Genomic DNA, 12,819 nt, shown 5'->3' with positions numbered 1-12,819 from the left:
CCAAATCCGATGATTATTGCTCCACGCTCAACGCGAGATCTTTGGCTAAAAAGAACGGCCTTAAATACCCCACGCTATTCGATAACGGCAAGATTTCATCGCTGAACTGAATGCCGATGGTTTCCCGCAAATAACGGCGGCGGGTTTCGATGCGTTGCCACAGCGCCGGATATTGATTGCGGATGTCGCTTTGCAGCGCCGCATCAGCCAGCAGCACGCACTCTTCGGCGCTGGCACCGTTGTAGCCCGGCACCGATGGGATGATATCAATTTGCAGCATCATGCCGCTTTTGAGCAATTCGGTGGAATGATGATAAATCGGCGAAGACATCCACTCTTCATCCGCCACCAGATGTCCCGGATTGAGATGCCAGCCGAAGCGCTCTTTTGGTAACACCTGCTCGACCAGCGCATACAGTGCCCCGCCGCTCATGCCGCAGCGAATATTTTCCAGCCACGCCACCACCGCCGAGAAATAGGGTTTGGCGATGCGATCCAGATAATCTTGCTGGCCTGACGGCAGTTCGCGTTGATCGGCAATGACAAAACCGCTGCGGCTGGAGAGCCCGCCTTTGAAAGCGGTGGTCAGCGAGAGCGGATCGCCGCGTTGCACTTTTTTGTAAGTCGGATAGAGATTCGCCTTGTCGAAACGGCTGCCGGTCGCGGCGATGGTCACCACCGTGTTGCATTGCCCTTCCGCCTGAAGTAACGCGCCCAACTCGGTTTCACGCACGCCCACCTCGATGGCATTTAGCGCCTCCAGCATGCAATTTGATGCGAGGTTTGCGCCATATTCGTAATGCGCGATTTCATTGGCATTGCAGGTAGTGCGCGCGCCGTGATCGCCAATAAACAAGTGGATGGCATTTTCTAATAAGGCGTTATCGCTGAGCGTGCGCTGGATGGCGTCGACGATAAAATACGGCAGATCAAACATAGCGCGCCCATTGCCCGCGGCGGGCGTAAACATCTTCCAGCCCACCAGCCCGACTTTATCGCCGTTGGCTAAGCCAGCGTCTTTGAACAGGCTTTCCAGCGGCGCTTCATTGTCCATGGGCTGATTGGGTAGCGAGAAGTATGGCGTGTGCACCAGCGCAGCAGAGGTGCGTGAGAAGCGCGCCATTTTGAGGTTTTCGTTACCCAGTACCAGCGTGCAATCCCCGGACTGATTCAGCAGCAGCAACCCTTCTTCGAAACGCGGGATAAATCCGGTGAGATATTCGAAATTGCCGCCGTGTTCCTTGTCGGCATAAATCACCAGCCAGTCAAAACCCTCGCGCTGCATGCCCGCCAGCAGCGCGTTTTTTCGCGCCTGCAGCGTATCATCGGTGAGAAAAACCGGTTCAACGTCGCTAAACTTCACCGGCGCGCTAATCGGCCCAAACGTGATTGCCATGATGCACTTCCTCGCATTACAGAATGAGTTGAGGATATTAGCGTTTTTAGCGCAGCGGATTTTGATCCAAACGAAAAAAGGCGGAGGGGTGAGCTCCGCCTTGTCTCAAGTTCCGATCAGTGTGCCTGACCGGTCAGTTGCAAAAGGGCAACGATGATTTGAAGAATGATGCGGACGATGTCCAGCAGCAATCGAACAAGTTCCATCACTTTCCTTCTCCTCTGAGAGGAGCGCGCCTTTCAGCTGCCGGGGCTTTGACTCCACCCGCCGACCGCCTAAGCACAATTGTGAGGAGTGCTGAGCGGCTCTCATTGTAAAAGCCACAGGCCAGCACCACCTGAAACCTGCCGGGATTTGACTATCCGCGCCCCTGGAGTCATCAGAAAAACAATGAGGCTTCGCTCGTCACTCAACACCTGTATAACCATACAGTATTATGGCAAAACTTGAAATATATCGCCGCACATTTTATTATCGCCTTTGTGAGGAGTGCTGAGCACCCCGTTCGCGGCGCGGTTACCAGCCGGTTAGCGAATATAAAAAAAAGGATTTGGCTTAATGCCAAATCCTTTTTTATTGCCCGCGATTGATTATCTGGCGGAACTGATACGCCAAATGGTATTTCCCGCATCATCGGCAATCAACACGCCGCCCTGCTGATCGGTGGCTAAACCCACCGGCAAACCGCGCACCTGCTTCTGATCGTCCGTCAGGAAACCGGTCACTACCGGCTGTGGCTGCCCTACCGGTTTCCCGTTCTCGAATTTCACCCACACCACCTGATAGCCGTTGAGCGGCGTGCGGTTCCAGCTGCCGTGTTCGCTGATAAACGCGCCACCGCGATACTGCGGCATATTATCCGCGCCATAGAACAACAGGCCGAGCGGTGCAACGTGTGAGCTCAGGGCGTAATCCGGTTTGATCGCTTTCTCCACCAAATCTGGCCTTTGCGGCTGCGCGCGTTCATCCACGTGCTGACCATAATAGCTGTACGGCCAGCCGTAAAAGCCTTTGTCCTGCACCGACGTCAGGTAATCTGGCACTAAATCCGAACCGATCTCGTCGCGTTCATTGACGACAGCCCACAGCTTGCCGCTTTGCGGCTCCCACTGTAAGCCGGTTGGATTGCGCAGGCCGCTGGCATAAATCCGGCTGGCACCGCTGGCCGCATCCACTTCCAGCACCGCCGCACGGCGATACTCTTCGCCAATGCCGTTTTCCGTCACGTTACTGTTCGATCCCACCCCAACATACAGCTTGCTGCCGTCGGGGCTGGCGAGCAGCGATTTGGTCCAGTGATGGTTAATCGGCCCGCCCGGCAGTTCGGTCACTTCCACCGGCGGTGTGCGGATCTCGGTTTGCCCGGTCTCATACGGGAATTTCACCAGGCTATCGGCATTCGCCACATACAAGGTGTTGCCCACCAGCTGCATGCCAAACGGTGCGGTCAGATTTTCGATGAAGCGATGCTGTTCCCATTTGCCGTTAACGTTACGCAACAAGGTGATGCGATTACCGCCCGCGCCGCCTTTACCGGACGCTTTCTGCACCAGTCCCATGATCAACTCTTTGGGCGCGCTGATGGTTTTAGCCATACCATTAGATTCCGCCACCAGCACATCATTATTCGGCAGCACCAGTACCTGACGCGGATGCTGCAGATTTTCGGCGATCTTTTCGATCTTCAACCCATCCGCCACTTTCGGCATTTCACCGGCTTTCCACGGCGTGCCTTCCGGCACCTGCATCGGCGGCATAAAGAAGTTCTGCGCCTGCGGCAGTTCAGGATTTGGACCAATCTGCTTTTGAGGATCGATCAGCGCCCCGTCGTCACAGGCGCTAAGCAGCATCGCGATGGCTACCGCGCTGAGTAAGTATTTCATACGCGACCTCCTTGTGTGCGACGTTCGCGCAACACCAGCTGCACGTTAGCGATCAGCAGCAGCGCCACCACCAGCGTCGACAGCGTCACGCCCAGTGGCACCACTGCGTAAGCATCGCGGCTGTGAATAAAGGCATTAACCACCGCCAGCACGATTGCCAGCAGCGACAACCAGAAATGGGTTTTCTCATTCGGCCGCGCGCCACGGAATAAATAAACCAAACTGATTAATCGTGGCAGGATAGCCAGCACCAGACCAATGGTGATCAGCCAGCTGGCCGATTTGGTCCACATGATGACGAAGGTTTGCAAATAGAGGATATCGAAAAACCAGGCGGCAACAAAAAAGCCCAGCGGCAACGGTTCCAGCAGCGTATACAACGTCACACCGAACACCGATCTTCCTGAGGTATGAAACATTACTCTCTCCCTTTTACCGTATTAACATCAGATGGTGCACGCGTTTCGCTTTACTGAAACAACGTGCCACCACCTGTGAAATATTAGTAAAGATAAACAGTAACGTTTAACACTTATCTAACACGTTCAAACTTAAGACTTATCTGCCGGCAGGCTTACCCAATAACCCGGCTGATAGGGCAATGGCAGGAACTTTTCGTGGAACTCACGGAACGTGGCGTCCGGATCGAGATCGGCAAACAGTTCAGGATGCAGCCACTTCGCCAGCGCCTGAATCGCGACAAACTGATACGGGCTGTCGTAGAACTGATGCCAGATGGCATGCGCGTTACCGTTATGCGCTACCGGCAGCGTTTTGAAGGCGTCACGCATCATCAGCAGCTGTAAACGCGCCGTCGCTTCTTTCACATCTGCACCGGGGCCCACGCCGACCCATTTGCCGACGGTGTTGTAGTTTTTCCAGTTCGCACCGGTTACCACCACCACATCGGGACGGCTGGCGATGATTTGTTCTGGATTGAGCGTGCCAAAGGTGCCCGGAATCAGGTCTTTGGCAATATTGCTGCCGCCCGCCAGTTCCACCATCTGCCCAAAGTTCTCGTTACCAAACGACATGCAGCACTCGTCGGTGTAGCCGCCGGCGCGATCAATCATCACTTTCGGGCGCGTACCGTTAAAGTTCTTCAGACGATCGGTCACCCTGGCGATTTGCGCACGGCGGAACGCCACAATCTCTTCGGCGCGCTGCGGATTGTTGACCAGCTCGCCCATGATGCGAATGCTTTGCTCAGCATGTTCCATCGGCTTCTCACGGAAGTCGATAAACACCACCGGCACGCCCACCGCTTGTAACTTCTCGATCAGCTTGCCTTCGTCGGTCGCGGCTTTAGATTCGAGGTTCATCAGCACTAAATCCGGCTTCAGCGTCAGCGCCTGCTCGACGTTAAAGGTGCCATCTTTCGCGCCACCAAAGGTCGGCAGCTTTTTGATCTGCGGATATTTCTTCTCATACGCCATATAGCCGTCGTAATCGGCTTTATGGAAATCGTCGCGCCAGCCCACCACGCGCTGGAACGGCGCAGCAGTATCAAACGCCGCCAGCAGATACATCTGGCGCCCTTCGCCGAGAATAATGCGTTTGGATTCTTCTTTGACTTCAACCTGTCGTCCAGCCACATCGGTAATCGTTTTAGCAGAAGCGTGACTCGCCACCGCCAGTAACCCCAGTGCTAACAGCCATTTTTTCATTTGATCGACCCGGAATGATAATGATTATTATTAAAATTTCGCGGCGTCACTATTACCTGGCTGACAGCAAATGAAAAGCCCCGGAGACACATTTTTTTACATTCACTCAGAGATTTCCCACTGTGCAATCGCTCACAAAATGCCCTTCATTCGTGAAAAACCTCACAGCGCACCGGGCAAATGCCCAATTAATCGCCGCGCTATCCCGCGCTTTGGCTAATGCGTAAACAAAATGTGAACGCTAAATTACAAAATGAAACGGCGTTTTATTTTTTATGTTAATGCCCAGCTGGGCAAGCTACCGAGTTGAAGGAGGAGTTACCGTGAAGATCAGTGCCATTGATGTCACCCTGTTTAGCTACCCTACGCGCCGCGTCTCTGACAGCGCCGGACATTCGCATCCCGGCGCAGAGACCGATGCGCAAATGGCGCTGCTAACCATCACCAGCGAAGATGGCGATTGCGGCTACAGCTTCGCCCCGGCCGAAGTGATTCGTCCGCACGTGGTGAACGCCTTCTTCCGCAAAGTGCTGATTGGGCAAAATGCCTTTGATCGCGAACGTCTGTGGCAGGATTTGGTGCACTGGCAGCGCGGTAGCGCCCATCAGCTCACCGAACGCGCGTTATCGGCGGTGGAACAGGCGCTGTGGGATTTGATTGGCCGCAAACTCAAGCAGCCGGTGCATAAGTTGCTTGGCGGTTATCGCGAGAAAATTCCTGCATACGGCAGCACCATGTGCGGCGATGAACTGGAAGGCGGTTTATCCACACCCGATGAATACGCGCAGTTTGCCGAAAAGCTGGTCGCGCGCGGTTATCAAGCTATCAAACTGCACACCTGGATGCCGCCGGTGTCGTTCGCGCCAAGTCCACAAATGGACATCAAAGCCTGCGCAGCGGTGCGCGAAGCGGTTGGTCCAGACATCGCCCTGATGCTCGACGGCTATCACTGGTACAGCCGCAGCGATGCGCTCACCATCGGTAAAGCGCTGGAAAAACTCAATTTCGCCTGGTTCGAAGAGCCGATGGAAGAAGAAAGCATGGCGTCGTACGCGTGGCTGGCGGAAAACCTCAGCATTGATGTGCTCGGCCCGGAAAGTCTCGGCGGCAAACACCACAGCCGCGCCGATTGGGTGCGTGCCGGTGCCTGCGACATTCTGCGCGCCGGTGCGAACGGCGTTGGCGGCATCTCGGCCACCATGAAGGTCGCCAGCCTGGCCGAAGCCTTTGGTATGGATTGCGAAGTGCACGGCAACGGCGCCGCCAGCATCGCGGTGGTTGGCGCCATCCGCAACTGCCGCTGGTACGAACGCGGTCTGCTGCATCCGTTCCTTGATTACGAACAGCCACCCGCCTATCTCAACGCGCTGGTTGATCCGATGGATGCCGACGGTTTTGTGCATCTGCCAACGCGCCCTGGACTTGGGGAGGATATCAATTTCGCGTGGATTGAGACGCACACGCTAAATCGCTGGTAAGCGCCCAACACAAGCAGTACGGCAAAAAACTATAAACCTCTGACCTGCTGGACTTTGCTTATGAACCTGATGAACCCATGCAGAGCGTGGTGCGCCGCGCTGCTGTTGCTCACCTGTAGCCCGTCGCTGTTGGCGTCCACGCCAGACGACCAGCTAATTGTGGGCATGAACATGAACAACTTACTCACGCTCGATCCCGCCGCCATGACCGGCAACGAAGTGGTCGGCATTGTGGTTAATCTCTATGACGGTTTAGTCGAGTTAGATCCGCAACAGCTCACCAACGTGCGCCCCGCGCTGGCGGAGCGTTGGGAGATCAGCCCCGACAACCGTCAACTCACCTTCCACCTGCGTGACAATGTCACCTTCCACTCCGGCAATGCACTGAGTAGCGCCGATGTGATTTGGTCGATGCGCCGCGTGCTGCACCTTAATCTCGCGCAGGCGTCGGTATGGAAATCTTACGGCTTCAGTAAAGAGAACGTGGATCAGATGATCACCGGGCCAGACGCGCGCACGGTGGTGATTCGCCTGCCCAAGCCTAACGATCCCAAGCTGGTGCTCTACTCGCTGGCGGCGCTCGGCAGCATGGTGGTGCTCGATAGCAAAACTGTGCAGGCGCAGGCGGTGAATAACGATTGGGGCAATCGCTGGCTCACCACCCACGAAGCGGGTTCCGGGCCGTTCCGCCTGGATGTGTGGCAGGCCAAAGATGTGCTGCGCATCAGCCGTGATGCCAACTATTGGCGCGGTGCGCCGAAGCTGACGCGCGTGGTGTTCCGTCATCTGCAGGAGTCGCAAACCTTGCGCCTGATGATGGAGAAAGGCGATCTTGATATCGCCAGCAATATGGCGATCCCCGACGTGAAAGCGCTGTGCCACGATCCCGACCTCACCATCGACGCGGTACAAAAAGGCACGATTTATTACCTGGCGATGAGCATGAAGGACGATCACTTCGCCAATCCGCAGGTGCGCGAAGCGCTGCGTTATCTGGTGGATTATCAGGGAATTAACAAAACGCTGATGGCCGGTTACGGCACGCTGCATCAGCGGCCGATTCAATCCGGCATGCCGGCAACGTTACCCGATCCGGGCTACAAGCTGGATGTGCCACGCGCCAAAGCGCTGCTCGCCGCCGCCGGTTATCCCAACGGTTTTGATACCACGCTGCGCGTGCTGGCCGATCAGCCGTTCCTTAATGTCGCGATTGCGATTCAGTCCACGCTAATGCAGGGCGGGATTCGCGCCAAAATCATCACCGGCACCGGCAACCAGATTTACGGTGCAATGCGGGAACGCCAGTTCAACCTGCTGGTGGGACGCGGCGGCAGCGGCGTGGAGCCGCATCCGCACTCCAGCCTGCGCGCGCTGGTGTATAACCCGAATAATGCCGATAGCGCGCGACTCACCAATTTTCAGGGCTGGCGCACCGGTTTTTATGACGCGCAGCTGAACAGCATGATCGATAAAGCGCTGCTGGAGCGCGATGTAAAACAGCAACAGCAGGATTACTTCGCCATCCAGCAGCGCTACGACCAGCTGATTCCGGCGCTGATGCCAATCTCGCAAATGACCGATTCGGTGGTGGTGAATAATCGCGTGCAGGATTACGTGCCGCATCCGTCGGCCACCACTTTCCTGCGTGACGTTTGGAAAACGCCAGACAGCCTGGCTGGAGGTGCGCAATGAAGCTAACAAAAAGCCACTGGCGACGCCTGCGTAGCCGCAGTTTGCAGGTCGCGATCACGCTGTTTGGCCTGCTGCTGCTGACCTTTTTTATCGGACGCGTGATGCCGCTCGATCCGGTGCTGGCGATTGTCGGGCCGGATGCCGATCACAACACCTATCAGCAGGTTTATCACCAGCTCGGCTTCGATAAACCGCTGTGGGTGCAGTTTGGTATCTATCTGCAAGGCCTGCTGCACGGCAACCTCGGGCTGGCGCTGCTGACCGGACAACCGGTGATCAACGATATCCTGCGCGTCTTCCCGGCCACGGTGGAACTGGCAACGCTGGCGATTGTGATCGGTACCGGCCTCGGCGTCCCGCTGGGCGTGTGGGCCGCCGCGCGCCGCAACAGCGTGATTGACTATCTGGTGCGCATCATCAGCCTGGCGGGTTACTCCACGCCGATCTTCTGGGTAGGTATGGTTGGCTTGCTGCTGTTTTATGCCCATCTCGGCTGGGTCGGCGGCGCCGGGCGTGTTGATTTCAGTCTTGATGGCATTGTGCCGCGTCGCACCGGTTTTCTGCTCATTGACGCCTTGCTGGTGGGCAACTTCACGGTGTTCAGCAATGCGCTCAATCATCTGATTCTGCCCGCGTCGCTGCTCGGCTTTCACTCGCTGGCTTACATCAGCCGTATGACGCGCAGCTTCATGCTGGCGCAGCTGTCGCAGGAGTTCATTTTGACGGCGCGGGTGAAAGGCCTCAGCGAATGGCAGGTGATTTGGCAGCACGCGTTCCGCAATATTCTGGTGCAGCTGCTGACGGTGGTAGCGCTGGCGTACGGCTCGCTGCTGGAGGGCGCGGTGCTGATTGAAACCGTGTTCTCGTGGCCCGGTTTTGGTTCCTATCTCACCGGCAGTTTGATGCTCGGCGATATGAATGCGGTGATGGGCTGCGTGCTGGTGGTCGGCCTGATTTTCGTGCTGCTCAATCTTCTCTCTGACCTGCTCTATCAGGTGTTCGATCCGAGGACCAAAGTATGACGATTTCTCTCGATACGCCGTTAGCCAGCCAGACGCGCGAACGGCTGGCGCGCTGTCGCCGCACCGGCGCACGTATCGGCCATTTTCTCTGGCAGATGGCGCGCAACCCGTTAACCGCGATTGGCGGCGGCATCATTTTGCTGCTGCTGATAGTGGCGCTGTTCGCACCGTGGATCGCACCCTACCATCCACTGATTCAGGATCTCAACAATGCGCTGACGCCGCCGAACGCGCAGCACTGGTTTGGCACCGATGAGTTTGGCCGCGACATCTTCAGCCGTCTGGTGTGGGGCGCGCGCATCACGCTGTATATCGTGCTGCTGGTGTCGATCACCGTTGGCCCGCTGGGTTTGCTGCTCGGCGTCACCGCCGGTTACTTCGGCGGCAAAGTCGATAGCGTGTTGATGCGCGTCACCGATATCTTCATCTCCTTTCCGAGCCTGGTGCTGGCGCTGGCGTTTGTCGCCGCGCTCGGTCCGGGACTGGAGCATGTGGTGATCGCCATTACCCTCACCGCCTGGCCGCCGATTGCGCGACTGGCGCGCGCCGAAGCGCTGTCGCTGCGCCAGGCCGATTTTGTCTCCGCGGTGCGCTTACAGGGCGCCTCTTCACTGCGCATTTTGTGGAAGCACATTGTGCCGCTGTGCCTGCCGTCGGTAATCATCCGCATCACCATGAATATGGCGGGCATCATCCTGACTGCTGCCGGACTCGGTTTTCTCGGTTTGGGCGCCCAGCCACCGGATCCGGAATGGGGTGCGATGATCGCCAGCGGCCGCACTTACATGCTGGAGTGTTGGTGGGTGGTGACGGTGCCGGGTCTGGCGATTCTGATCAATAGCTTAGCGTTCAACTTCTTAGGAGATGGCTTACGTGACATCCTCGATCCCCGCAGCGAATAGCGCTGCACCATTGCTTGACGTGCAGGATTTACAGGTCAATTTCGTCAATGGTCGACTGGTGACGCCCGCCGTGCGCGGCATCTCCTTCCAGTTGGGCAAGGAGAAACTGGCGATTGTCGGTGAATCCGGTTCCGGCAAATCCACCGTGGGCCGAGCGCTGTTACAGCTGCATCCGCGCAGCGCGCAGGTTACGGCACAGCGCATGCAGTTTGGTGACGTGGATCTGCTGCGCGCCACGCCAGCACAGATGCGCGCCATTCGCGGTAAGCGCATCTCAATGATTATGCAGGACCCGAAATACTCGCTGAATCCGGTGGTGCGTGTGGGCGAGCAGATTGCTGAAGCCTGGCGCAGTCATCATCCCGGCCAGCGCGAGGTTGCGCGGCAGCGAGCGATGGAGATGCTCGAAGTGGTGCAGGTACGCGATCCGGGCCGCATCTACCAATGTTATCCGCACGAAATTTCCGGCGGTCAGGGCCAGCGCGTGATGATCGCCATGATGCTGATTACCGATCCTGAACTGCTGATTGCCGATGAACCCACTTCGGCGCTGGATGTGTCGGTGCGTTTGCAGGTATTGGCGCTACTGGACGATTTGGTTAAACAGCGCGGTCTGGGGCTGATTTTTATCAGTCACGACATCAATCTGGTGCGCCGCTTCTGTGACCGCGTATTGGTGATGTATGCCGGGCGCGTGGTGGAGTCGCTGGCGGCCAGCGAGCTCAATCAGGCGCAGCATCCCTATACGCAAGGCCTACTCGCCGCGCTGCCGGATATGGATCAACGTCGCGCCCGTCTGCCGGTGCTGCAACGTCAAGCCAGTTGGCTGCAATCCTAAGGAGCAATGATGAACGAGATGATCCGCGTAAGTAATCTCAACCTCAGTTTCGGTGAGGAGGAGCGGCGTAATCAGGTGCTGTTCGACGTCAATTTGTCGATTCGCGAGGGTGAAATCTTTGGCCTGGTTGGCGAGTCGGGATCGGGCAAAACCACAGTATTGAAGTGCCTTGCCGGGCTGTTCACCCACTGGCACGGCGAGCTGGCGATTGATGGCGTGCCGCTCGAACATCGTATCGCCCGCGAGCGCTGCCGCAGCGTGCAGATGGTGTTTCAGGATCCCTACGGATCGCTGCATCCGCGTCACACCATCGGCGATATTCTTGAGGAGCCGCTGCAGATTCACGGCATCGGTCAGCGCCAGCAGCGCGTTATCGCCATGCTGGAGAAAGTCGGCCTTAATCGCGCATGGCAAACCCGCTATCCGCACCAGTTGTCCGGCGGCCAGCGCCAGCGTGTCGCGATTGCCCGCGCGCTGATTCTGGAACCGCGTGTGCTGCTGCTGGATGAACCAACCTCAGCGCTGGATGTGTCGGTGCAAGCGGAGATCCTCAATCTGCTCAGCGATTTGCAGCAGCAGGAGAAGCTAACCTATTTGATGGTGACGCACGATCTCGGCGTGGTGGCGCATTTGTGCCATCGCGTGGCGGTGATGCAGCACGGCAAAGTGCTGGAGACGCTGGATGTCGATGCGCTGGTGCACAATCGCGCGCAGGTGGCCTATACGCAGATGCTGGTGGATGCGAGCCGGCAGGATAACGGGGTTTTGGCGTAGGGTCGCCGTTTATGGCGACCACTTTACCAGGTGCGCATAAATGCGCACCCTACGAACAACATCGGAAAATTACTGTGTCAGTTCACGTACAAAACCCACGATCTCCTGATTCTGCCCATGCTCAAAAAGGCAATGCTGCAAGCGCGGGCCGCTTACAGCGGTCTTCACCAGTTCAGGATCGATGGCGCGCAGTGAATCGAGGTAATTCTCTTTCAACAGCGCGGCTTTCACCTCGTTCAGGATACCTGCGTTGCGCACCTGGGGTTCTTTGCGCTCTGGCGGATAGCCGTGACCTTTTTCGCCGGTGAAGGCTTTTTCGAAGATAAAGCGCAGGTTCAGTTCCGCGCCCCAGCCAAAGCCTTTGGCGAACGGCAGCGACAGCGCATTACCGTTATTGATTTGCGCAAACAGATAGGCATCAGCAGGATCGATGCAGTAACCGCACACCACGCCGGGATGCAGGTTCAGCGACATCAGCGCACCCTGGCCGGTGCCGCAACCAGCTACCACGAAGTCCACCGCTTTGCTGTTAAGCAGTACGTTGGCCATGATGCCGAGGTGAATATAGGTAAGATGGTGATCCTGTTCGTCGCTCATACCGACGTTAAACACCTGATGCCCGAGCGGTTGCGCCACAGACTGAAGCTCTTTCAACACCGTTGCGTTCTTCGCAGCCTGGCTGTTTTCCATCATCAAAGCGATTTTCATGATCCATCCTCAGATTAAATTGAAACACCGTTTCATTTTAATCAAAGATCGTTAAAATGCAGCCTTTAAATGCCTTTTTGACTGTGAGTTAAGTCACACATTGACGATGCAACCTGCAAGGAGAAACCATGTTTATCTATAAAAGCGCAACCCAACTGGACGATTTAGGCAACGGCGTGACGCGCCGAATTCTGGCGCACGGCGGCACCATGATGGCGGTGGAAGTCACCTTTGAGCAGGATGCTGTTGGTCCGTTGCATCATCATCCGCATGAGCAGCTCACCTACGTGCTGTCCGGACGTTTTGCCTTCACCATTGATGGCGTGACCAAAGAAGTCAGCGCCGGCGATACGCTGTATAAAGCGCCGAACATTGTGCACGGCTGCGTGTGTCTGGAAGCGGGCGTATTGCTGGATACCTTTACGCCGCAGCGCGAGGATTTTCTGGCGGCACCGTAAC

12 protein-coding genes are annotated in these 12,819 nt (G+C 56.8%); 7 read left to right on the top strand and 5 right to left on the bottom strand.

Going from position 1 to position 12,819, the window contains the following annotated elements; genetic code table 11:
• Positions 1 to 13: 13 nt before the first annotated feature.
• The 4 genes from ACXIZX_RS08600 to ACXIZX_RS08585 all read right to left on the bottom strand — a co-directional run bounded on the left by ACXIZX_RS08600 (position 14) and on the right by ACXIZX_RS08585 (position 4,946).
• Complete coding sequence (locus ACXIZX_RS08600; RefSeq protein ID WP_479403954.1) at positions 14 to 1,396, bottom strand: M24 family metallopeptidase; 1,383 nt, start codon at positions 1,394 to 1,396, stop codon at positions 14 to 16.
• A gap of 590 nt (positions 1,397 to 1,986) precedes the next feature.
• Positions 1,987 to 3,279, bottom strand: coding sequence for a PQQ-dependent sugar dehydrogenase (locus ACXIZX_RS08595; protein ID WP_479403953.1), 1,293 nt, complete (start codon positions 3,277 to 3,279; stop codon positions 1,987 to 1,989).
• Positions 3,276 to 3,698, bottom strand: a complete 423-nt coding sequence (locus tag ACXIZX_RS08590) for a DUF2231 domain-containing protein (protein ID WP_008110043.1) — start codon at positions 3,696 to 3,698, stop codon at positions 3,276 to 3,278. The genes ACXIZX_RS08595 and ACXIZX_RS08590 overlap by 4 nt, the downstream gene beginning before the upstream one ends.
• Before the next feature lie 132 nt (positions 3,699 to 3,830).
• Complete coding sequence (locus ACXIZX_RS08585; RefSeq protein ID WP_479403952.1) at positions 3,831 to 4,946, bottom strand: ABC transporter substrate-binding protein; 1,116 nt, start codon at positions 4,944 to 4,946, stop codon at positions 3,831 to 3,833.
• 323 nt (positions 4,947 to 5,269) lie between these two features.
• On the opposite strand from ACXIZX_RS08585, the gene ACXIZX_RS08580 reads away from it, so the two are divergent.
• The 6 genes from ACXIZX_RS08580 to ACXIZX_RS08555 are packed head-to-tail and all read left to right on the top strand — an operon-like array spanning position 5,270 to position 11,652.
• Positions 5,270 to 6,424 (top strand): mandelate racemase family protein, encoded by a 1,155-nt coding sequence (locus tag ACXIZX_RS08580; protein WP_179451015.1) that lies wholly within the window; start codon positions 5,270 to 5,272, stop codon positions 6,422 to 6,424.
• A 60-nt stretch (positions 6,425 to 6,484) separates the two neighbouring features.
• Entirely contained in the window at positions 6,485 to 8,116 is a 1,632-nt protein-coding gene (locus ACXIZX_RS08575; protein ID WP_479403951.1) for an ABC transporter substrate-binding protein, read from the top strand.
• Entirely contained in the window at positions 8,113 to 9,138 is a 1,026-nt protein-coding gene (locus ACXIZX_RS08570; RefSeq protein WP_479403950.1) for an ABC transporter permease, read from the top strand. Before ACXIZX_RS08575 ends, ACXIZX_RS08570 begins: the two co-directional genes overlap by 4 nt.
• The gene (locus tag ACXIZX_RS08565; protein ID WP_061720102.1) at positions 9,135 to 10,040 is read left to right on the top strand and encodes an ABC transporter permease; all 906 of its coding nucleotides are present in this window, start codon (positions 9,135 to 9,137) and stop codon (positions 10,038 to 10,040) included. Before ACXIZX_RS08570 ends, ACXIZX_RS08565 begins: the two co-directional genes overlap by 4 nt.
• Complete coding sequence (locus ACXIZX_RS08560; RefSeq protein WP_179451019.1) at positions 10,012 to 10,878, top strand: ABC transporter ATP-binding protein; 867 nt, start codon at positions 10,012 to 10,014, stop codon at positions 10,876 to 10,878. The genes ACXIZX_RS08565 and ACXIZX_RS08560 overlap by 29 nt, the downstream gene beginning before the upstream one ends.
• A gap of 18 nt (positions 10,879 to 10,896) precedes the next feature.
• Entirely contained in the window at positions 10,897 to 11,652 is a 756-nt protein-coding gene (locus ACXIZX_RS08555) for an ABC transporter ATP-binding protein (protein ID WP_061720157.1), read from the top strand.
• A 69-nt stretch (positions 11,653 to 11,721) separates the two neighbouring features.
• Here ACXIZX_RS08555 and ACXIZX_RS08550 read toward each other — a convergent pair whose 3' ends face one another.
• On the bottom strand, positions 11,722 to 12,360 hold the full coding sequence (locus tag ACXIZX_RS08550; RefSeq protein WP_008110061.1) for an RpiB/LacA/LacB family sugar-phosphate isomerase: 639 nt from the start codon (positions 12,358 to 12,360) through the stop codon (positions 11,722 to 11,724).
• Between the two features lie 128 nt (positions 12,361 to 12,488).
• On the opposite strand from ACXIZX_RS08550, the gene ACXIZX_RS08545 reads away from it, so the two are divergent.
• Positions 12,489 to 12,818: a cupin domain-containing protein gene (locus ACXIZX_RS08545; protein WP_008110063.1), complete on the top strand. Its 330-nt coding sequence runs from the start codon at positions 12,489 to 12,491 to the stop codon at positions 12,816 to 12,818.
• Position 12,819: the final 1 nt, after the last annotated feature.

The sequence above is a fragment of the Candidatus Pantoea symbiotica genome (genome assembly GCF_056491525.1).
The sequence above is the reverse complement of the archived record's forward strand: the minus strand, read 5'-3'. Positions and strand labels throughout refer to the sequence as shown.